The organism is Pandoraea cepalis (assembly GCF_902459625.1).
GTDB classification, from domain to species: Bacteria; Pseudomonadota; Gammaproteobacteria; order Burkholderiales; family Burkholderiaceae; genus Pandoraea; species Pandoraea cepalis.
This window is the reverse complement of record NZ_CABPRY010000007.1, coordinates 166820-186575: the sequence shown is the minus strand read 5'-3', so window position 1 is coordinate 186575 and position 19756 is coordinate 166820. Positions and strand designations below refer to the sequence as shown.

Below are 19756 nucleotides of genomic sequence, written 5' to 3'. Positions count from 1 at the left end.
ATGAGCTTCAGGGAGATTGCGGGAATCGCCGGCTCGGCGATGGCCGCCCAAACCATTCGACTGAACACCGTGGCGAGCAATCTGGCGAACGCCGGTGCCGTCGCAGGCGACGCCGAGACGGCGTATCGCGCACGCAAGCCGGTGTTTGCCACGGCGCTTGGCGATGCCCAGGGGGCTCAGCACGTGCAGGTCGTTGATATCTACGAGAGCGAGGATCTGCCGCGTGTTGCGCACGAACCCGGGAACCCGCTCGCCGACGCCGATGGCAACGTCTTCTACGCAAACGTGAACGCGATCGAGGAAATGACGGACATGCTCGATGCGTCGCGTGCATTTCAAACCAATCTGGAAGTGCTGGCCCGCGTGCGCGCGGCGCAGCAGGACTTGTTACGACTCGGAGAGCGCGGATGACGCTAGCAATTGGACCCGACGACGTCGCTCGCGCCGCAGCGCAAAGCGGTGCCGCGACATCAGTGTCTGCGAACGGCGCAGGCGAAGAGATGCGAGCGATGTTCACGAAGCTGCTGGTCGCGCAGATTCGTCATCAGGACCCGCTCAACCCGACCGATCCGGCGCAGTTCGTCGGGCAGCTCACGCAACTGAGCCAGGCGGAATCGATGCAGCAGATGAGCCAGCGGGTGCTCGCGCAGACCAAGGTGCTCTCGGGCATGCAGGGCTATGCGCTGGGCAGCCACGTCGGTCGCGACGTGAGTATCGAGACGACGCGCGTCGAGCGCGTGAGCGGGCAGCCGATTCGAGGCACGGTCGATCTGCCTGCGCAGGGCGAGGGGGCCGAGGTCGTTTTGCGCGGCAGCGACGGTAGAACGATCCGCAAACCGTTGCCGGCGTCCTCGGGACGAACCGAGTTCGCCCTCGACGATGCATGGTTCGCCGAGCACCGTCTGGGCGCGGGCCGCTTCGACATCCACGTTCAGACCGGTAGCACGACGTTGCCGGTCCGTCTGTCGGGCCGCGTCGAGCGCGTGCATCTGGGCGACGCCGGTACGCGCGTCGATGTGCTGGGCGTAGGGACGAACCTCGACGCCGCAGCGATCAAGGAATTGTCGAGCAGCGCCTCTTCTGGCGCGGCCTGAGTACACGAGGACACCATGAGTTTCGATATCGCCCTGTCGGGCATCAACGCTATCAATCAGTCGCTGGAGACGATCTCGCAGAACATCTCCAACGTGTCGACGAAAGGATACAAGTCGGCCACCACCCGCTTTGCTTCGGCCATGGCCGAGGCGCAACCGGCCGGCGTCAAGGTCAGCGGCACCGAATATTCGGTCGGCGCCAGCGGCAGTCTGCAGAATTCCGGGAACCGCCTGCACCAGGCGATTCAAGGTGACGGCTTCTTCGTGCTTAGGGGGACGAATGGCCAGCGCGTCTATTCGCGTGTTGGCGATTTCACCGTCGACAAGGACAGCAGGCTCGTCGACGGGAGCGGGCGACTCGTACAGGGCTTCGCGCAGGGACAGTCGAACGTGTCCGACGTGACGATCGACAAGCGCCCGGTGGCGGCGCTGGCCAGCACCGGGGTCGACATCAAAGGCCGCTTGCCGGACCCGTTGCCGACGACGGCCGGCCAGATCGGAGAGACGTCGGTCACGTTTCGCGACACCAACGGCGAAATGGCGGTGAGAGGGCTGCGATTCGCCATGCAGGACGGCCCGTTGCGCCTGGAAGTCTCCGAAGTCGACGGCGGCAATGTGACCGTGTTGGGAACCCTCGATCCCGCAACGATGACGTTGGACCGGATGGCCGGTACCGGCACGCTGCCGACACTGGATTTCACCGGCATGGCCTCCCAGCGTGGCGCGTTCACCGCGAGCGCGACCGAAGTCGGTGGCCGCGAGGCGGGCGAGTTCGTTCGTGCCCGCATCGACAAGGACGGATCGGTCGTGGCGGAGTACAGCAACGGCGCGAGCGAAACGCGATATCAACTCGCTCTCGGTGACTTCGCCAATGCGGGCGGCCTCGCCCCCGCCGACGGCACCGTCTGGCGCGAGACCGGCGAGTCGGGCGTGGCGCAACTGCGTCGCCCGGGCGAGGGCGCCACGGGCGTGCTCGTGAGTAACGCGCTGGAAGGGTCGAACGTCAATGTGACGGACGAACTGGTCAACCTGATGTCCGCGCAGCGTAACTATCAAGCGAACACCAAGGTTATTTCGACGCAGAACGAGATGATGCGCAACCTGATGCAATCGATCTGACGCGATGGATGCCCTGATCTATACCGCGATGTCCGGCGCGCAACGTGCGCAGGACACCCAACAAGTCGTGGCGCAAAATCTCGCCAACACGGCGACCACCGGCTTTCGCGCGTCGTTGGCCGTTGCGCAGGCCAACGCCTTGCCGGGCGCCGGTCTTGCCTCGCGCCACTACGCCGTGCAGGCGCCGGCCGGTCTCGACACCACGCCGGGCGTGCTGGAGCCCACGGGACGTGCGCTCGACGTCGCCATCGACGGGGACGGTTATCTCGCGCTCGCGGCGCGTCCCGAAGACGGCGCGGATGTCGTGTACTCACGCGGCGGTTCCCTCACGCTCGATGGCGACGGCACCTTGCGACTGCATGGCCGTGTGGTGCTCGGCGACGGCGGGCCGGTCGTGGTGCCGCCGCATCGCGAACTCGACATCGGCGCGGACGGCACGGTAGCGGTGGTGCTCGCGGGCGCGTCGGAACCTGTGCCGATAGGCCGGCTGCAACGGGTGCTGGCCATGCCCGGCGACATGCGCAACGCGGGCAGCGGCGTGCTCATGAGCGATGCCGGTGTGTTGCCCGGCGACGACGTCACGCTGCGCGGCGGCCATCGTGAAGCGAGCAACGTGTCGGCTGTCGGAGCGATGGTCCAGAGCATGAGCGCGAGCCGCGACTTCGAGATGCAGATGCGCGTGCTCAAGATCGCCGACGACATGGCCGATGGCGGCAACCGACTCATGCGCGGATAACGCGCGTCAACTCCAACTCCTCCCTTCGAGATGTCATGAATCCCGCACTTCTCATCGCCCGCACGGCGGTTCACGCGCAAGACGCGCAGTTGCAGACCATTGCCAACAATCTGGCCAATGTGAGCACAACGGGCTTCAAGCGCGACCGGCTTGCGTTCGAAGACACCTTCTATCGTGCCGTTCGCCCCGCGGGCGCCCGTACGCAAGGCGACGCGACGTTGCCCGGCGGCATGTACTTCGGTACCGGGGTGCGGCTTGCCGGCACGCAGAAGCAGTTCATCAACGGCACCGAACAGGACACGCAGAACGCGTTGGATGTCGCCATCACCGGCCGTGGCTTCCTGCAAGTCGAGATGCCCGATGGCGAGACGGCCTATACCCGTGCGGGCAATCTTCGGCTCGACGCCGATGGACGCATGGTCACGCAGGCCGGTCACCCGCTCGTGGGCGATATCGTCGTGCCGCCGGGTGCGCGCGAGCTCACGATCAGCGCCGACGGCGACGTGAGCGCAACGCAGACGGGCGACACCGAGCCGACGTCGCTCGGCCGCCTGCAACTCGCCGACTTCGTGAATCCTTCCGGCCTGCGCCCGATGGGCAGCAACCTGTTCGCCGAGACGGCCGCAAGCGGGCCGGCCATCGAAGGCAATCCCGGCGAAGAGAACCTCGGCCTGCTGCGGCAAAAAGCGCTCGAAGGCTCGAACGTCGTGGCCATCGAAGAGATGGTGAACATGATTACCGCGCAGCGCGCGTATGAAATGAGCACCAAGGTGCTGTCCGCCGCGGACAACATGATGCAGAACCTCGCGCAGGTTGCGCGCTAACGGACGCGGACGGAGACGACGATGACGCACGCAACGCCCCGTGGGCCGCGTAATGCCCGAATGCGCTGTCGTAGCGCGGGTGCCGGGGTCACGGTGGTGCTCGCCGTGGCGCTCACGGGCTGCGCGGGCTTTCTGCCTCCGCAGCTCGAAGAGAGCGACGACCTGCCGGGCGTGGCCGAGATGTCGTCGCAAGGGCAGGCGGGCGGGCTCTTTTCAGCCGGGCACGCCTTGTCGCTCACCTCGGACCAGCGGGCATTTCGCGCGGGCGACGTGTTGACCATCGTGCTGCAGGAGCAAACGCAGGCCAGCAAGCGCGCGGGCACTCGACTGGACAAACGCAGCGACATGTCGATCGACGACGCCACGCTGATGGGAAAGCCGCTCATCGGCGATACCGCGCTCGGTGCGCGACGGGGCTTTCGCGGGGATAGCTCGAGCACGGCGCAGAACACACTGCGCGGCGCGATCACGGTGATCGTGCATCGGGTGTTGCCTAGTGGGCTGCTGCACGTGCGCGGCGAGAAGCGGTTGTTTCTGAACCAGGGTGAGGAAACCGTGCGCGTGGCTGGCTATGTGCGCGCGGGCGATATCGATACGACCAACCGTGTCTCGTCGCTGCGCGTGGCCAATGCGCGCATTCAGTATTTCGGCACGGGCGCGCTGGCCGACAGCAACAATCCCGGCTGGCTCACACGATTTTTCAACAGCCAGTTCGCACCGCTCTGAGGGAGCCCGTATGTTCAGAATGCCTGACGCGCTCGCGCGCGTGCCTCGCTGGTTCAACGCGTTGACCTTGTCGGCGACGATCGTCATGGTGTCGATGACGACGATCTCCCCGGCCAGTCATGCGCAAACCGTGCGCCATTACGTCAACGTGGAAGGCGTACGCGACAACCAGCTTGTCGGCTACGGTCTCGTCGTGGGGCTGGCCGGCACCGGTGACGGCCCGCGCTCGCGCCATTCCAGCCAGTCGCTCGCCAACTTGCTCAAGCAATTCGGCGTCAGCATGCCCGAGAACGTGCAATTGCGCTCGCGCAATGTCGCCGCCGTAATGGTCAGCGCGACCTATCCGTCGGGCTTTCTCCGCGGACAGACCATCGATGTCACCGTGTCGTCGATGGGCGATGCGCGCAGCCTGCGCGGCGGTACGCTGCTGCTGACCCAACTTCGTGCCGTCGACGGCCAGACCTATGCGCTTGCCCAGGGCAACCTCGTCGTGAGCGGGATGCAGGCCGAGGGGCGCAGCGGGTCGCGCGTGCAGAAGAACACGCCGACCGCCGGGCGCGTGCCCAACGGGGCGACCATCGAGCAGGAGATTCCCGTGCCGGCCGGCGAGGGCGGCGCGATGCGCCTGAGCCTGAAGCGTCCGGATTTCCAGCTCGCGGCGAATATCGCCGACGCCATCAACGCCCGCTTTGGCGAACGCACCGCGCTGGCAAAGAACGGCAGCACCGTCGAGGTGACATCGCCAGACGACGCCGATGCGCGCGTGCGCTTTCTCGCCGAGGTCCATGCATTGCCCGTGCCGGGGGTGAGCCGGGTGCCGCGCGCGGTCATCAACGCGCGATCGGGCACGGTAGTGATCTCGCAGGGCGTAACGGTGCGGCCGGTCGCCGTGTCGCATGGCTCGTTGCGCGTGACGGTGACCGAGTCGCCCGTCATCGCCCAGCCGGCCCCGTTTTCGCGCGGCCGAACGGCGGGCGCGGCACGCTCGCGCGTCGACGTCGCGGAAGACGAAATGGATATCCACGTCTGGCCGGCCGGCGTCGATTTACAGACCATCGTCGACAGTCTGCGCCGCTCCGGCGCCACGCCCGACGATGTGATTTCGATTCTTCAGGCGCTGGACGAAGCCGGCGCGCTGAACGGCGAGCTGCATGTGATTTGAGACCGATGACCCCACCGATGACGCCGAACCCCTTGCTTATTTCCACCGCCCGGTCGCCTTTGTCTGAGGCAGGCGCAACGCCGGTTGCGCCGAGTGCGACGCTTGAAGCCGCCGCCGAACAGTTCGAAGCGATCTTCGTCGCCCAGTTGCTCGGCGAAATGCGACGGGCGACCGAGGCGCTGCGCGACGATCGCGATGACGCCGGCGCGCTGGGCAAACGCGACCGCACGACGCACGGCCTGCACGAATGGGCGGACACACAGGTCGCACAGGCGCTTGCGGCACGCCGTGCATTCGGCATCGCCGACATCATCATCCGGCAAATGGCGGGGCGCTGAGCGCGCGCTGCGCCGATACCGACAGGACAGGCACTGAACCATGAACATGCTGAATATCGCCACGCAAGGCGTGAAAACTGCGCAGTCGCTGCTCGACAACGAGGCCCTCAACATCTCGCAGATGAGCAATTCGGCGTATACGCGCCGCAACGTGCGCGTCACGTCACGCGCCGACGGCACGGTGCAGGCGCAAGACGTCGTTCGCGTGGCCGGGCTGGAGCAGCGGCGTCAGTTGTGGCGCGCCGTGTCCGGCGCCAGCGAACTGGACGTGCAGAAGCCGCACCTCGCCGCGCTGCTCACGCAGTTGGGCGGGACCGACGTGGCCAGCGATCCGCTCGGCCTGCGCGAGTTCGTCGGCGCACTCGATCACGAAGCCCAGACGCTCGGCAGCGATGTCCATGCTGACGGCGTCTTCGCTGCGCTGGGACGTGTCGCCGAGCGCACCAACGCGATGTTCTCCGCGTTGGAGCGCCTGCGAGATACCGTCAACGCGGTGCGGGGCGGGGAAGCGGAAAAGGTGAATCGCCTCACGACGGCCCTGGCGGATCTGAATCGTCTGCACCGTCTGGCGCCGGACGAAGCGGGCCGACTGGCCGTCGAAGATCAACGCGATCAGACGCTGGGCGAATTGGCGGCGTTTCTCGATGTGGATGTGCGGGACGACGCCAGCGGGGCGTATCACGTGCTTACCCGGAGCGGACAACCGCTCGTACTGGGCAATCGCGCAGCGCAACTGGAAGCGCGTCCGGATGGCGGCTATTCGGTCGTGGCGGGGTCGTCGCGTGTGGATGTGCCGGCCGACACGCTCGGCGGACGGTTGGGCGGCCTCGACAGATTCCTCACGGGAGCCCTCGACTCGCGCATCGCGGATTTGACTGACGTTGCGAGCACGCTGGTCGATCAACTGAATCGGGCGCATGCCGATGTGGCTTCGGGCGATTTCAGCGATACGCCGCTGCTGAAGCTGAGCACTGGACCGGATGGCTTGCCGATGATGCAGCGCACGGTCCAGACAGCGCTAGACCTTGCTCTGGACACGGACAGCGCCAACGGAAATGGCAAGACGTTGCATCGTTTGAAGGGTGCGATCGGCGGCCCGGTGGCGCTTTCGGGGCGCGCGGGGACGACGCTTGTCGAAGCCATGAGTGCGCTGGCTGCCGAGACGGGCCGTCGCGTAAGCGAGGCCGAAGCGAGCGCCGCATCGGCGGGGGCCGTGCTGGTCTCCGCGCGCGCCCAGTTCCAGAAGCAGGCGGGCGTCGACGAGACGGAGTCGGGCGGTGCGCTCATGGCCTACATGAAGCTCTACCGCGCGAACGCCCGGGTGGCCTCGGTGGCCAACGAGCTGTTCGACGCCACGCTGGCCATGGTCTGAGCGAAGCTCGGCAAAGGACATCCTCATGCAAATCCATCATCACTTCAGCCGGTTCGAACGCGAGCAGGTGCTGCGCGACATGAACGAGCGACTTGAACGACTGACCGACCACGCGCGGGAGGAGAAGCGCGTGCTTCGCGCGTCGGACGATCCGGTCGACTTCGAGCGCATCGCGCGTATCGACCGTGCGCAGCAGACCCTCGCGCAGCGCACCAAGGTCATTGCCAGCCTCGAGGCCGATCTCAAGCAAGTGAGCGTGAGTCTCAAGAACGCTCACGACCGGTTGAGCGCCTTCAAGAGCGATGTCGTGACGAAGGCGGGCGGGCTGCAAGGTGGCGCGACTCAGGACGATGTCGGCAAGATTCGTGCGCTGATGCGCGGTCTCACGGACGCGTTCAATATTCGTCGTGCCGACGGCAGCCACGTCTTCGCGCGCATTGGCGCGCCCATCACCAACACGGCGGGGCCAGACGCCGCCACGACGAATTTCACGCTGGCGACGAACGGGCACGCGCCGGCTTCCATCGAGATTGGCGACGGGCTGCACCATACCCATCCGCCGCATATGTGGCACGGGTTGCCTGATCTGCTCAATCGCCTCGGGGCCGCCGCGGCGACATTGACGAATGACCTCGACGCCGATGCGGCCGCGGTACTGCGTGAGTTGACCGAGCCGATCGACGATCAGGTGACCCGGATTGCCGACGTGCAATTCGCGAATGACCACAGCGCAAAACGTCTCGAGGCGGTGCGCAAGGAGCATGGGGTGCATAGCGAGGTGCTCGTCAAGGCGCGCCTCGCGATCGAGGGCAAGCCGGCCACCGAAGCATTCCCGGAACTGATGGCCTTGTATCGCGCCATGTCGGCTGCGCGTACGGCACATGCCGAGGTGGGCAAGTTGTCGTTCTTCGATGTCCTCTGATGGCACTCGATGCCGTCATGTGGCCGCATCGTCTGAACAATCAGGACGTGACTCATGGTTGACGTGATTCGAGAGATTCCCGGGAGCCCGGGGCTCGACGACGCGCGCACTACGGCCCGCGCGAACCTGCGCCGGGGCGACACCGCGCAAGCCGGTTCATCGACGCGCGCGATGACAGGCGCGCGTTCGGCGACCGCGACACCGGGGGTGACCGGCGCCATGCGCGCGGGCGCGTCGGCACGGCTGGCGTCGCCGGGTGCGGCGCAAGTCGATCGGCAGCGTGTCGCCCAAGTCGCCGACCTGATTTCGACGCATGCCACGGCCAGCCGTGCCAGTGCGGGCGCACAATGGTTATCGACGCTTCATGCGTCGGCCAGCGCGGCGTTGACGTCGCTAGCGCGTTGGCGAGACGGCGATCCAGCATCACACGCACAGGCACACCGGGCCTTGGAGGCGTTGGCGGTCCAATGGGACGCCCGCGAGCGCGCAAGTCTGGGGACGGTCGATGACCGGCTGCAATTCGATGAAACGGGCAGCGTGCCGAAACGGTTCACGGTCGAGGGCGTTGCCCCCGCGCAGTGGCGCGCGTCGAAAGCCGAGCACATCACGCTTTATCCCGCCGGGCCCTACCAGGCGGGTGTCAAGATCGACGTGGCAAGCGCAGTGTCGCAGGCGGGATTGCGCCGCCGCGCAACGCGTGAGCTCGCCGCCTATGGTGTGACGCTGGAGCCGCCTGCGCCGGAGCGCGGGTGGGTGATGAGCACGTCCGGCGCCGCGTGGCCGTCGCTGGCGTCGCGCTTCGCCATCGCGCAAGCGGCGTCGCCCACCCAGCCGCAGGCTACCTCTGGCGGCGCCGACGGCCTCCCGCGACGCGCAACGCTTCGCCAGGCGCCCGACGCCATCGCGCCGCGGACATGGCGCGCCGATGGGCCGGAAGGGGTTATGCAAACGCGACGCGCGCTCGCGTCGATGGTGCGCACCATTCGTGCGGCTCACGCATCGGTGAAGCACACGGCGCGGACGTCGGCGCAGCTCGTCAGTCGTACGGCGGGGGATGACCGGGCCGTCGCGACCGATCAGGGCGCCTACGACATGGCGATCGCCTTGGCAAACGCGTGGACGACGCGGCTGCACAAGCAGCCGCCGTTCGTGGCGCTGAGGCTCGCGATGCCGGGGGGTATGCCTGTCACGCGTGCCAATGTTCGGGCGTTGTTGGCGGATCGGTAAGGGGAATGCGCGTGTCGTGCGCGAACGCCGACAAGGGGCTCGTCAGATGGGAAAAATCATCGCCGAAAGGCATTAACAATTTATGCGAAGGGACGCCTTATCACGGTGAGGCAGACAATCCAGTCTGCCAAATTGCTCACCAGCACAAGGAGCCCTAGCAATGTTGACTCTGCATACCAACGTGGCGCAAATGTCGTCGCTGAATTCGCAACGCAGCACCGGCGGCAAGCTGAACGCCATCATGCGCGACCTGTCCACCGGCACCAAGAACGACCTGTACAAGAACGATCCGGCGGCGGCCCGCATTTCGGCCATGCTCAACATGCACGCCAGCGGCACCAAGGCGGCCATCAGCAACATGAAGTACGCACAGTCGAGCACTCGCGTTGCCCAGGGCGCTCTGGACAAGGCCAACGAACTGCTGGTGACCATGAAGGATCTGGCCACGCAGGCCAAGGATGGCCTGAAGGGCGACGCCGAGAAGACCGCGCTGCAACAGCAATACACCAACAACGCACAAGCGCTTCAGGCGATCTTCGAGAACACCACCTTCGCCGGCAAGAACCTGCTGAAGATGGAGTTCGGCAGCGCTGCGTCGGGTATTCTCGCCGCCGGCAAGATCGACCTGCAAGTCGGCGCGGGCGCGGCCGAAACGAAGGTCATGGACATCAGCAGCGATCTGCAAAGCCTGTTTGCCAGCGTTGGTAGTGCCACGGCCAATTTCGGCGCACAGACGACCTCGTCGTACCCGGCCGGGACCTCGTTGACGGCCGCATTGGGCGCCGGTACTGACGGTGATGCCGCGGCACAACTGATCCAGGACCTTTCGGCGAAGCCCGGCGTCGGCGCTATCCTGAGCAAGGTGCAGAACGCCACGGGCAACGTGACCTGGGAGGCCGGTCTGACGACGATGATCGAAGGTCTGGCGGCAGGTACTCGCGCCGATTTCGCTGCGTTGCGCACGGCCCTCACCACGCCGCTCAACGCGCTCGCGGCCACGGCGGGCAACTCGCTCGATCTGGGTGAGCAAGCCAAGCTCTTCAACGCCTTCGACGAAGTGCTGAACGCGCGCTTCAATGCGCCGTCGACGCAACTGCTCGACGCGCCCTCGGCGTCAAACGCCATCACCAACCTCGAAACCGCCATCGGCCAACTGGCTACCGTGCAAGCCAGCATCGGTGCCGCCATGATGGATCTGGACGGCCGCGAGGAAGTGCAATCGACGCTGCTGCAAAACACGCGTGAAGCCAACTCGCGTTTGAACGAAGTCGACTTCGCCGAATCGGTGTCGGAGCTGACCAAGCTGCAAACGCAGATGAACGTGAACCTGCAAATGCTGCAAAAAGCCGGCGAAATGCCGAGCATGATTCAGATGCTGCTGCGTTAATCGCGTTGCACCGGCCGGGATGTGCTTCCGGCCCGTCCGTCTGAACCGAAGAGCCAACGGCTTCATGCCGTTGGCTCTTCCGCTTTAGGGGAAGCGAGCGTTCAACGAAGGAAGTGCTCGAGAATGTCGTCACCTGCATCGTCTCGCTCGCCCGTCGGCGTCCAGCCCAGCTTGCGATAGAAACCATATGAACGCGAGGCAGGATCGGCCGAGCACGCGAGAAACAACCGGTGGAAGCCTCGTTCCAGAAGCGCATCGACCACGCGCTGCAAGAGAGCGCGACCCACACCCAGACCTTCATGCTCGGGCAACACTGCGAGCACCAGGATTTCTCCGGTCTGGGCATCCGCAAAGCAATAGCCGATCACTTGATCGTCTACGCAGCATACATTTCCCAGGACTGCACCGCTTTCGATGATGTCGCACCAGGTCTGCACCGAAATTCCTAACGCCAACAACGCTTCGGCGGAGAACGCATTCTCACGTGTGCGGCCGCGAATTTCGATACAGATGGCCGCATCTTCAGGACATGCAGCCCGATAGGTTCTTTGTGTCATCGTTGTGCCAAAAAATGTGAAGAATGCAAGCGTGTCTGGGCAAACGCGGACGGCGCCTGACACGCTGCAAAATGCGCCAACGACGGTCATGCCGATGGCGCTCTATCGTGGCGTTCTCAAAGACCGGCTTGCGCGCCACTTTACCCCAGCGTTCCCGCCACCTCGATCTCCTTCGTCTGCGGCACCTCGTTATACGAGAGCACATGCAGGCCGCTCGCGAACATCCGTGCATAGCGCGCCAGCAGTGGTCGGAGTTGCGGCATCACGAGCAACACCGGCGTGCGCCCTGTTTGCTTCATGTTCTCGCGCGCCTGCGGCATATAAGACTGCAACTGCTCCAGCAATTGCGGATCGAGCGGGAACGCATCGGCGGTGGTCTTGCCCGACTGCTGCGCGGCCGTATAGGCACCCAATAGCAGGTTTTCCAGATCCGTCGTGAGTTGGTAGACGTGCAGCGTCGGCTCGTCTCCAATCAGTCCGTGTATCAGTCGGCGCCCCAGCGCACTGCGCGCCTCGGCGGCCAGCACCAGCGGATCCTTGCTCGTCGCGGCTGCATTGACCAGCGCCGTCGCCAGCACATCGATATCCTGCAACGGCACCGCTTCGGCCAGCAATTGACGAATGACCGCCAACTGCTGTTGATGCGTGAGCGCCTTGTCCAGTGCGTCGGCCAGCGACGGCGATAACTCACGTAGCCTTTCGCCAAGCGAGGTCACGTCCTGATAGGTGAACAGATCGGCCAGATGCGCTTTCATCGATTGCTGGACGTGCGTGGCGATCACCCCGGACGGATCGACGATCTGATAGCCCAGCCCTAGCGCATGGGCCCGTTGCTCGGGCTCGATCCACACCACCGACATGCCGAACGACGGATCGATGGCCGGCATGCCATCGAGCTCGCCATAGCAATCGGGCGCCGCAATCGCCATCAACCGATCGTGCGGCAGCGACGCGCTGGCGACGCGTACACCGCCAACGTCAATTGCATATTCATTCGCCCCTAGGCCGAGTCCGGTATCCAGCCGGACCGCCGGCACGAGGAAGCCCATGGTCTGCGAGAGCGTTTGCCGCATGCCGTAGAGACGTTGCACCAGCGGCGCACCGTCTCGCTTGTCCGCAAGGCTCACGATCTGATAGCCGAGGCTGACGGTCACCGGCGAGACGAACGGTAGTTGCTGCCATGTGAGTGTGGGCGGCTCGTGAGCGCTGAGCGCCGTTTCGAGCGCGTCGGTGTCGTCGGTGACGTCGGGCGCGCGGCGTTGGCCGACGCGCCACGCCACGAATCCCACGACGGCCGCGAACGCCAGGAACGGCGCGGTCGGCATGCCCGGAATCAGCGCCAGCACGAACATCAGCACGGCGACGCTCGCCAGCACCGACGGCGAGGCGAGCAACTGGTCGCCGACTTGCTTTTCGAAGTCGCCGGCGTCGGACACCCGCGTGACGATGATCGCCGCCGCCGCCGAGAGCAGCAGTGCCGGGATCTGCGCGACCAGACCGTCGCCGATGGTCAGCAGCGAGTATTGGCGGAAGGCGTCGCCCGCACTCATGCCGTGCATCGTCACGCCGATGGCGACACCGCCGATCAGATTGATGAGCAGGATAAGAATGCCCGCCACCGCGTCTCCGCGCACGAATTTCGACGCCCCGTCCATCGCGCCGTAGAAGTCGGCTTCGGCACTCACCTCTCGACGGCGAGTCTGTGCGGCTTCCTGATTGATGAGCCCGGCGTTCAGGTCGGCGTCGATGGCCATCTGCTTGCCGGGCAGCGCGTCGAGCGTGAAGCGTGCCGAGACTTCGGAGATGCGCTCCGCGCCCTTGGTGACGACCACGAAGTTGATGATCATCAGGATCACGAACACCACGAGGCCCACGACGAAGTTGCCGCCGATGACGACATTGCCGAACGATTCGACGACGCTACCGGCCGCATGGGTGCCTTCGTTGCCCTTGAGCAGCACCACGCGCGTGGACGCGACGTTCAACGTCAGACGCATGAGCGTCGTGGCGAGAATGACCGTCGGGAAGACCGAGAAGTCGAGCGGACGCCGCACCGACAGGCTCACCAGAATCACGACCATCGAAAGCACGATGTTGAACGTGAAGAGCGTGTCGAGCAGCAGCGGCGGCAGAGGCAGGATGACCATCGCGAGGATGGCGAAGACGAGAAGCGGCGTCAGAAATTTTTGACGCCGAAGGTGGGTCAGTAGTCGGCTCATGAGTTCAGGGACGGGGGCGTTTGTCGGTTGGGGCGGTTGGATCAGTAGGATCGGAGAGTGCGGCGGGCACGGCGGGCGTGTCCGGACGGTCGGGGTGTGTGGCGCGTTCGCCGGTTCGCCATGCGCGCAGTTGCAGCACGTAGGCAAGAATCACCGCGACCGCTTCGTATAGCGCGGCGGGAATCTGCTGGTTGACCTGGCTCGTGTGGTAAAGCGCTCGCGCCAGCGGCGGGGCACTCACGACATCGATCTGGTGGTCGCGGGCGATCTGGCGCAGCACACCCGCCATTTCGTCAAGGCCGCGCGCCACGACATAGGGCGCTTGCGCACGCTCGGTGTCGTACTTGAGTGCGATGGCGTAGTGCGTTGGGTTGACGATCACCACGTCGGCCAATGGCACCGCGCGGCGCAAGCTGCGCTCGGCCATACGACGCTGGATCTGTCGAATACGCTGTTTGACTTCGGGACGTCCCTCGGACTGCTTGTGCTCGTTCTTGACTTCCTGCTTGGTCATGCGTTGCTCACGCAGGAAGAAGTAGCGCTGCATCGGCAGGTCGAGCAACGCGAATGCCACGAACGCGCCGCCGAGCACGAGCACAGCGTCGCGCAACAGCCTGAGTCCCACGGCAATCGCCTCGCGCGGGGCATTCGCCTGCAGGGCGAGCAACGCGTCCCAGTGCGCGCGCACGACAAAGACCAACACGGCCGCCACCAGCACAACCTTCGCTACGGCGATGCCCACCTGCGCGTAGTGCTTCATCGAGACGAGTCGGCCCAGGTTGGCTTTGGGCGAGAGCCGCTGCCACTTGGGCTTGAGCAGCGTCGTGCTGAAGACGTAGCCCCCGGGCAGCATGGCCGCCACGCTGATGCACAGCGGAATCGCGGCCAGCGGCGCGAGGAGCTTGACGAGCAGCCACATCGCCGCCGGCAGCAAGGCCGTCCACGCGTCGTCGAAGCCGATGCCCGCGAGATCCGCGAACGCCGCGGCGTAGAGCGAGCGGAATGCGTCGAGCTGCGCGGGCGCGGTGACAGCGAGCACGGCCACACTGCTCATGATGCCGACCGCCGTGGCCGTATCGCGCGAGCGCGCTACCTGTCCCTGCTCGCGTGCGCGGCGCAGCTTCTGGGACGAGGGGGCTTCGGACTTGTCGCCGGTGTCTTGGGTCGTCATGGGCTCAAATCGGTCGGGCGACGGGGCCGAGCGCGTCGAGCACGCGTTCGGTCAGCGCCAGATAGTGGGCAGGCAGGGCCGGGATGACCGCCGAGAGCACAACGAGCCCGACGGCCGTCGTCACGGCGAAGCCCAGCGAGAACAGGTTCAGCGCCGGCGCGGCGCGATTGAGCAGACCGAGCCCGAACTGAACGACGAAGGTCGTCAGCACCACGGGCAGCGCCAGCGTTACGGCAGCCGCCAGCGTCCAACCCAGCGCGCGCAACAAACCGGCGAGGTCGCTAAGCGGCAGTCCCCCGCCGATGGGCCACACCTCGAAGCTGCGGCCAACGATGGCCACCGCGATGAGATGCGCGTCGGCGATGAAGAACAGCAGGGTGCCGAGGCAGACCATCAGCAGCGAGACCGGCTCGCTAGCTTCGCCGTTCATCGGATCGTTCATGGCCGCCATGGCCAGTCCCATCTGCGACGCGCACAGGTAGCCCACAAGGGTGAGCAGGCTGCGCACGATGAAGAAGGCCAGCCCCAGACACGCGCCGATGATCGCTTGCTCCGCGGCCAGCGCCATGCCGGCCAGCGAGAACGGGTCGATCGGGGGCACGCCGCCTTTGGCGAGCACCGGCCATAGCGACAGGCTGAGTACGAGCGCGACCAGTACGCGCCAGCGCATCGGCACCACGCCCTCGCCGACGAGCGGCAGCATGCTCAGCGCGGCAACGAAGCGACAGAACGGCCACCACAGCATCACGAGCTGCGCGGGCCATTGGGCGAGCCAGCCTTCGAGGCCAGGCCAGGCGGCCAAGGGAAGAGGAAACGGCATGATCGGGGGTCCGGCTGCGGGCGTTGGCGGCGCGCCGCGCTACCCAGCGAGCGTCGCCGCGCGGGCGAAGATGTCGGCGGCGAAATCGGTGAGCGTGCCGGCGAGCCATGGCGCCGCGAGCCCGAGCGTCAGCAGTGTGACGATCAGGCGCGGCAGGAACGACAGCGTCTGCTCGTTGATCTGTGTCGCGGCTTGAAAGAGCGCTACGACGAGACCGGTCACAAGGCTCGGCACGATGAGCACGAGCACGATGACGATCACGAGCCGCAGGGCGTCCAGCCCCATGTCGATGGCGATGTCGCTGGTGAGCATGGCGTTCTCCTCAGACCGCCTGCACGCTGGTGACGAGCGTGCTGACCGTGAGCGTCCAGCCGTCGATGAGCACGAACAGCAGGAGCTTGAGCGGCAACGAGACGACCAGCGGCGAGAGCATCATCATGCCCATGGCCATGAGTACCGAGGCCACCACCAGATCGATGACGAGAAACGGCACGAAGAGCATCGCGCCGACTTGAAACGCCGTCTTGAGTTCGCTCAGCAGGAACGCCGATGCCTTGACCAGAAAGCTATGCGCCTGCGGCTCGGCAACGTGCGTCTCGCCGGTCAGCCGGGCCATCAGTTCGAGCGACGTCTGACGCGTTTGTGCAAGCATGAAGCGAGAGAGCGGCGCTTCGCCGACGCGAATCGCTTCGGTCAGCGTGATGCGATTTTCGTCATAGGGCACGACCGCCTGCGTCCAGATCGCTTCGCCGACCGGGCGCATGACGAGCAGGCTGAGCAGCAATGCCATGCCGGTTAGCACGCGCGAGGGCAGCCCCTGCTGCAAGCCCAATGCCTGGCGCAGCAACGCGAGGATGATGGCAAAACGCACGAACGTGGTCATCACCATCAGCAGCATCGGCAGCAGTCCCAGGAGCGTCATCAGAATGAGCAACTGGGTCTTGACGGAGAAGTCGGTGGTGCCGCCTTGCGTGCGCAGGCGCATCAGTTCGCCCGTCTCGTCGGCGTGCGCTCCGGTGGCGAACAGCGCGAAGCCGATCGCGAGGATCGCGAGCACGAGTGTCTCCGAGGCGCACAGCGGAAAGTTGCGCGGCGCGTGAGGGCGCGAGCGCCGCAGGCGCAGGCGGTGTAGCGCGGCTTTCATGGCGCCAGCCGGTCCAGCTCGAGCGCATCGAGCGTGAGGATCTTCAGCCCGTATTGCGCACCCGAGACGACGACTTCCGCCAGTCCCACCGGCACACCGTTGACCAGCACGGCAAGCGGCGCACCGGCCGCGCGATCGAGACTCAGCACGTCGTCGGCACGCAGGGCCGCCAGCTCGCCCAACGTGAGACGCGTTGCGCCGACTTCGAGCGTGAGCTTCACCGGCACACGGCGCAGCGTCTCGCGCATGGCGAGCGGCACCGGCGCTGTGCCGGCCGCGTCAGCGGAACGGGAGGCGGGCGCGGCGTTGTCGCTGCCCGTCTCACCGAGCCAGTCACCGGCCAAATCGTCAGGCAGATCGGCGAGGTCGGCGAGGTGGGTCAGCGCGCCGAGGGCAGGCAGATCATCGGTCGGTGCGTCCATCCGCCGATCGGCAGCGGTGGACGTCGTGACGTCGGCGGGCGCACCGGCGTGAGGCGCTTGACCGGACGGGGCGTGAGGAAAGTGGGTAGACATGACGAATACAGAGTCCTTACTCAAGAGTTTGGAAGTGCGTGAGGCACAAGTGCGCATCGCGCTCGACAATATCGGCGCTCATCAACGGGTCGTTGTCCACGCAAACGAGGGCGCGTTGCATGAACCGCACCGGCAGGACATCCCCCGGTTGCGCGTCGAGCAGCGCGCCGAGCGACAAGTCGACGTCGAGCCAGTGCGCGCTCAGGCGCACCGGAATCGTGGCGACGTCGCAGGCGGGCGGCGTGTGCTCGGCGACACGTTCCCCCGCGTCGGGGCCGAGCATGGTCAGCCAGCGGCGTGCGTCCTCCGCCGCGAGCCGGAAGGTGACCGTGCCCAGAGGCGCATCGGCCGCACGATCCGCGATGCGCGCGCCGATCCAGAGCGACGGCGGCGTCGACCCCGGGGCGCTCTGCAGGGTCTCGACATACGCCGTGGTCGGCGACATCTCGGCGGAGACGGCCTGGCGCAGTGCGTCGAGCATCTGCCTCGCGAAGCGCGTCACGAAACGCTCGTAGGTCGCCGCAGGTGGCGCGGCGTGCAGGGCGGGCGGCCCGACGAAGTCGTCCGCGTCGTAGCGCAGCCGGAACGCGTCGCGCAGCAGTCCCGCGTCGATGGCAACGTCGATGCCGTGACCGTCCACCTGAAAGCGCTGCACGATGACATCGGTGACGCTCGGCGCGCTGGCGCTCACCGACATGGCGGCGACGCGCCATGCCATAGCATGACGATGGCGAACGTGCTGCGGCAATTGGACATCGAGGCGCGAGCGCAGCCGCTCGGTCAGGGGGTCGAGGAGCTGCGTCGGCTGTCCCAGCCGGCACGGATCGAGTGCCCGGATCGCGCCGGGCGGCGTAGGCGCGTGCATTGTGTTCATGTGTTTGGATGTCGGTTCGCAGCGCTCGGTGGCGCAGGGAAGTTCGCATCCTAAAGGCGTCTTCCCCCTGTGTTGATGGGGAATGACTCAACTGCGTGGGCTTTGGGGGATTCCCCATTCTGGGTGGGGGAGAGTGTGCGTAAAGTGCGGAGTCTTGTCGGTGCTGCCTGCCTTACGCGCGAGGCACACCTCGAAACTCACTCAGGAGATCCGAATGCCCGTCTCGATGGAACAGTCATTGATGGCTGAGATGCGCCGCATGCATGCGACGCAGCGCGAACTGGATAGCGTGGCGGGTGTGCGCGACGCAGACCCTGCTCTGGCCGGTGCTTCAGTCGGTCCCGACTTCGGTGCGATGCTGCGCGGCGTGGACGCGGCCCAGCGCGACGCCGGCGAGCGCATGCGTGCATTCGATCTGGGCCAGAGCGACGACCTGACCGGTGCGATGCTGGCGAGCGCTCAGGCCGACTTGTCGTTTTCGTTGCTGATGCGAACGCGTGACAAGGTCGTGGGCGCAGTGGAGGAGTTGGTACGCATGCCGTTCTGAGCGGGACGCGGCAAGCGGGGTGCGTCGCTGGGGCTCCCGTGCCGACGCGCGGACGAACCGCGGGCGGTTACCGCAACGTTGCCGGTTCGTCAGTGACCGTGGCGAAGCACTGGGCGAGAAATCGCTCGGTCGGGCGCGACAGGGCGTCGGCATGCGGCACGAGCGCCGTCAGTAGACGCTTGAGGCCGTGCGGGGGATCGATGCGAATCGAAGCGAGTGCCGCGTCTTCGTGACGCATCGACATCGCCGACACGAAGCCCACGCCCATGCCCGCCCGCACGGCTTCCTTGATACTTTCCACCCCGGCCAGTTCCAGTGCCACGCGAGGCGCGAGTCCGGCTACCGAGAATGCGCGCGCGACCAGCGCTCGCACCCCCGAACCCGGTTCGCGCAGGATCAACGGGAACTCGGCGATGGCCTGCAGCGATGCGCCTTGCGGATGTCGCGCGAGGGGATGGTCGGCCCGGGCAATGGCAACGACTTCGTCGTCGCGCCAGGGACGCACCGCGATCTCCGGCGACAGTCCCGGCGGCACGGCGCCTTCGATGAATGCCACGTCGAGCCGATCGAGTTGCGCCACGATTTCACTGGTATTGCCGTCGATGATATGCAGTGCGACGGCAGGGTAGCGTTGATGGAATTCCGCAATCGCGTAAGGCAGCAGGTAGCTTGCCGGCGTCGTACTCGCCCCGATGCGCAGCGCCCCGGTTTCCATGCCGCGCAGGCTATCGCGCAGTGCCATGGCATGGCGATAGTCCTGCCGCAGCTTGTTGGCGTATACGGCGACCTGCTCGCCCACGGCCGTCAACCGGATGCCGCGTCCATCGCGTCGATACAACGGCTCGCCGAACGACTCCTGCAACAGCCGCAACTGGCCGGAGACGGCCGGTTGCGATAGGTGCAGCGCTTGCGCCGCATGACTGATGTTGCCGAGTTCGGCCACGGTCGCGAAGGTGAGCAATTGGTCCGGCGTCATGTCGAATCCATCGGATAGGGTGATGA

Annotated in this window: 22 protein-coding genes; 13 read left to right on the top strand and 9 right to left on the bottom strand. The window is 66.0% G+C overall.

What is annotated here, in order from left to right:
* From flgC to PCE31107_RS15935, 12 genes are all read left to right on the top strand, one after another.
* Entirely contained in the window at positions 1-411 is a 411-nt protein-coding gene (gene flgC / locus PCE31107_RS15990; RefSeq protein ID WP_130025086.1) for a flagellar basal body rod protein FlgC, read from the top strand.
* Positions 408-1094, top strand: coding sequence for a flagellar hook assembly protein FlgD (locus PCE31107_RS15985; protein WP_130025087.1), 687 nt, complete (start codon positions 408-410; stop codon positions 1092-1094). The genes flgC and PCE31107_RS15985 overlap by 4 nt, the downstream gene beginning before the upstream one ends.
* Positions 1095-1109: 15 nt before the next feature.
* A complete protein-coding gene (locus PCE31107_RS15980) occupies positions 1110-2213 on the top strand; it encodes a flagellar hook protein FlgE (RefSeq protein ID WP_150609748.1) in 1104 nt (367 codons plus the stop codon).
* 4 nt (positions 2214-2217) lie between these two features.
* Positions 2218-2949 (top strand): flagellar basal body rod protein FlgF, encoded by a 732-nt coding sequence (locus PCE31107_RS15975; RefSeq protein WP_150609745.1) that lies wholly within the window; start codon positions 2218-2220, stop codon positions 2947-2949.
* 35 nt (positions 2950-2984) lie between these two features.
* On the top strand, positions 2985-3773 hold the full coding sequence (gene flgG / locus PCE31107_RS15970; protein WP_150609743.1) for a flagellar basal-body rod protein FlgG: 789 nt from the start codon (positions 2985-2987) through the stop codon (positions 3771-3773).
* Positions 3774-3833: 60 nt separating this feature from the next.
* Positions 3834-4499: a flagellar basal body L-ring protein FlgH gene (gene flgH / locus PCE31107_RS15965; protein ID WP_130027729.1), complete on the top strand. Its 666-nt coding sequence runs from the start codon at positions 3834-3836 to the stop codon at positions 4497-4499.
* Between the two features lie 10 nt (positions 4500-4509).
* Positions 4510-5661 (top strand): flagellar basal body P-ring protein FlgI, encoded by a 1152-nt coding sequence (locus tag PCE31107_RS15960; RefSeq protein WP_174966689.1) that lies wholly within the window; start codon positions 4510-4512, stop codon positions 5659-5661.
* Between the two features lie 17 nt (positions 5662-5678).
* A complete protein-coding gene (locus tag PCE31107_RS15955) occupies positions 5679-5999 on the top strand; it encodes a hypothetical protein (RefSeq protein ID WP_150609741.1) in 321 nt (106 codons plus the stop codon).
* A gap of 40 nt (positions 6000-6039) precedes the next feature.
* Positions 6040-7371 (top strand): FlgK family flagellar hook-associated protein, encoded by a 1332-nt coding sequence (locus PCE31107_RS15950; protein ID WP_150609739.1) that lies wholly within the window; start codon positions 6040-6042, stop codon positions 7369-7371.
* 25 nt (positions 7372-7396) lie between these two features.
* Positions 7397-8293 carry a CATRA conflict system CASPASE/TPR repeat-associated protein gene (locus PCE31107_RS15945; protein ID WP_150609737.1) on the top strand — a complete coding sequence of 299 codons (897 nt, stop codon included), beginning with the start codon at positions 7397-7399 and terminating at the stop codon, positions 8291-8293.
* 54 nt (positions 8294-8347) lie between these two features.
* On the top strand, positions 8348-9520 hold the full coding sequence (locus PCE31107_RS15940; RefSeq protein WP_150609735.1) for a hypothetical protein: 1173 nt from the start codon (positions 8348-8350) through the stop codon (positions 9518-9520).
* Positions 9521-9680: 160 nt separating this feature from the next.
* On the top strand, positions 9681-10907 hold the full coding sequence (locus PCE31107_RS15935; RefSeq protein WP_150609733.1) for a flagellin N-terminal helical domain-containing protein: 1227 nt from the start codon (positions 9681-9683) through the stop codon (positions 10905-10907).
* A gap of 101 nt (positions 10908-11008) precedes the next feature.
* Here the strand turns inward: PCE31107_RS15935 and PCE31107_RS15930 are convergent, their stop codons facing one another.
* The 8 genes from PCE31107_RS15930 to PCE31107_RS15895 form a co-directional block, all read right to left on the bottom strand.
* Complete coding sequence (locus PCE31107_RS15930; RefSeq protein ID WP_150609840.1) at positions 11009-11464, bottom strand: GNAT family N-acetyltransferase; 456 nt, start codon at positions 11462-11464, stop codon at positions 11009-11011.
* Between the two features lie 140 nt (positions 11465-11604).
* On the bottom strand, positions 11605-13683 hold the full coding sequence (locus PCE31107_RS15925; protein ID WP_150609731.1) for a flagellar biosynthesis protein FlhA: 2079 nt from the start codon (positions 13681-13683) through the stop codon (positions 11605-11607).
* A gap of 4 nt (positions 13684-13687) precedes the next feature.
* Positions 13688-14854 (bottom strand): flagellar type III secretion system protein FlhB, encoded by a 1167-nt coding sequence (flhB, locus tag PCE31107_RS15920; protein WP_150609729.1) that lies wholly within the window; start codon positions 14852-14854, stop codon positions 13688-13690.
* Between the two features lie 4 nt (positions 14855-14858).
* The gene (locus PCE31107_RS15915; RefSeq protein ID WP_246181852.1) at positions 14859-15674 is read right to left on the bottom strand and encodes a flagellar biosynthetic protein FliR; all 816 of its coding nucleotides are present in this window, start codon (positions 15672-15674) and stop codon (positions 14859-14861) included.
* A 39-nt stretch (positions 15675-15713) separates the two neighbouring features.
* The gene (fliQ, locus tag PCE31107_RS15910; RefSeq protein WP_130025102.1) at positions 15714-15986 is read right to left on the bottom strand and encodes a flagellar biosynthesis protein FliQ; all 273 of its coding nucleotides are present in this window, start codon (positions 15984-15986) and stop codon (positions 15714-15716) included.
* Positions 15987-15996: 10 nt separating this feature from the next.
* Positions 15997-16791 carry a flagellar type III secretion system pore protein FliP gene (locus tag PCE31107_RS15905; RefSeq protein ID WP_425494731.1) on the bottom strand — a complete coding sequence of 265 codons (795 nt, stop codon included), beginning with the start codon at positions 16789-16791 and terminating at the stop codon, positions 15997-15999.
* 23 nt (positions 16792-16814) lie between these two features.
* On the bottom strand, positions 16815-17333 hold the full coding sequence (locus PCE31107_RS15900; RefSeq protein ID WP_174966688.1) for a FliM/FliN family flagellar motor switch protein: 519 nt from the start codon (positions 17331-17333) through the stop codon (positions 16815-16817).
* 16 nt (positions 17334-17349) lie between these two features.
* Positions 17350-18207: a FliM/FliN family flagellar motor switch protein gene (locus PCE31107_RS15895; RefSeq protein ID WP_150609726.1), complete on the bottom strand. Its 858-nt coding sequence runs from the start codon at positions 18205-18207 to the stop codon at positions 17350-17352.
* Between the two features lie 214 nt (positions 18208-18421).
* Here PCE31107_RS15895 and fliE point away from each other — a divergent pair, with 214 nt between their 5' ends.
* Positions 18422-18754 (top strand): flagellar hook-basal body complex protein FliE, encoded by a 333-nt coding sequence (gene fliE, locus PCE31107_RS15890; protein WP_150609724.1) that lies wholly within the window; start codon positions 18422-18424, stop codon positions 18752-18754.
* Positions 18755-18821: 67 nt separating this feature from the next.
* On the opposite strand, the gene PCE31107_RS15885 is transcribed toward fliE, so the two are convergent.
* The gene (locus PCE31107_RS15885; protein ID WP_150609722.1) at positions 18822-19730 is read right to left on the bottom strand and encodes a LysR family transcriptional regulator; all 909 of its coding nucleotides are present in this window, start codon (positions 19728-19730) and stop codon (positions 18822-18824) included.
* Positions 19731-19756: the final 26 nt, after the last annotated feature.

Coding starts and splice junctions, on each gene's coding strand:
- PCE31107_RS15960 (WP_174966689.1), top strand. CDS start 4,510: ATGTTCAGAATGCCTGACGCGCTCGCGCGCGTGCCTCGCTGGTTCAAC.
- PCE31107_RS15955 (WP_150609741.1), top strand. CDS start 5,679: ATGACGCCGAACCCCTTGCTTATTTCCACCGCCCGGTCGCCTTTGTCT.
- PCE31107_RS15900 (WP_174966688.1), bottom strand. CDS start 17,333: ATGTCTACCCACTTTCCTCACGCCCCGTCCGGTCAAGCGCCTCACGCC.
- PCE31107_RS15915 (WP_246181852.1), bottom strand. CDS start 15,674: ATGCCGTTTCCTCTTCCCTTGGCCGCCTGGCCTGGCCTCGAAGGCTGG.
- PCE31107_RS15935 (WP_150609733.1), top strand. CDS start 9,681: ATGTTGACTCTGCATACCAACGTGGCGCAAATGTCGTCGCTGAATTCG.
- flgC (WP_130025086.1), top strand. CDS start 1: ATGAGCTTCAGGGAGATTGCGGGAATCGCCGGCTCGGCGATGGCCGCC.
- PCE31107_RS15940 (WP_150609735.1), top strand. CDS start 8,348: ATGGTTGACGTGATTCGAGAGATTCCCGGGAGCCCGGGGCTCGACGAC.
- PCE31107_RS15980 (WP_150609748.1), top strand. CDS start 1,110: ATGAGTTTCGATATCGCCCTGTCGGGCATCAACGCTATCAATCAGTCG.
- PCE31107_RS15985 (WP_130025087.1), top strand. CDS start 408: ATGACGCTAGCAATTGGACCCGACGACGTCGCTCGCGCCGCAGCGCAA.
- fliQ (WP_130025102.1), bottom strand. CDS start 15,986: ATGCTCACCAGCGACATCGCCATCGACATGGGGCTGGACGCCCTGCGG.
- PCE31107_RS15950 (WP_150609739.1), top strand. CDS start 6,040: ATGAACATGCTGAATATCGCCACGCAAGGCGTGAAAACTGCGCAGTCG.
- flgH (WP_130027729.1), top strand. CDS start 3,834: ATGCGCTGTCGTAGCGCGGGTGCCGGGGTCACGGTGGTGCTCGCCGTG.
- flhB (WP_150609729.1), bottom strand. CDS start 14,854: ATGACGACCCAAGACACCGGCGACAAGTCCGAAGCCCCCTCGTCCCAG.
- flgG (WP_150609743.1), top strand. CDS start 2,985: ATGAATCCCGCACTTCTCATCGCCCGCACGGCGGTTCACGCGCAAGAC.
- PCE31107_RS15975 (WP_150609745.1), top strand. CDS start 2,218: ATGGATGCCCTGATCTATACCGCGATGTCCGGCGCGCAACGTGCGCAG.
- PCE31107_RS15885 (WP_150609722.1), bottom strand. CDS start 19,730: ATGACGCCGGACCAATTGCTCACCTTCGCGACCGTGGCCGAACTCGGC.
- PCE31107_RS15945 (WP_150609737.1), top strand. CDS start 7,397: ATGCAAATCCATCATCACTTCAGCCGGTTCGAACGCGAGCAGGTGCTG.
- PCE31107_RS15895 (WP_150609726.1), bottom strand. CDS start 18,207: ATGAACACAATGCACGCGCCTACGCCGCCCGGCGCGATCCGGGCACTC.
- PCE31107_RS15925 (WP_150609731.1), bottom strand. CDS start 13,683: ATGAGCCGACTACTGACCCACCTTCGGCGTCAAAAATTTCTGACGCCG.
- fliE (WP_150609724.1), top strand. CDS start 18,422: ATGCCCGTCTCGATGGAACAGTCATTGATGGCTGAGATGCGCCGCATG.
- PCE31107_RS15930 (WP_150609840.1), bottom strand. CDS start 11,464: ATGACACAAAGAACCTATCGGGCTGCATGTCCTGAAGATGCGGCCATC.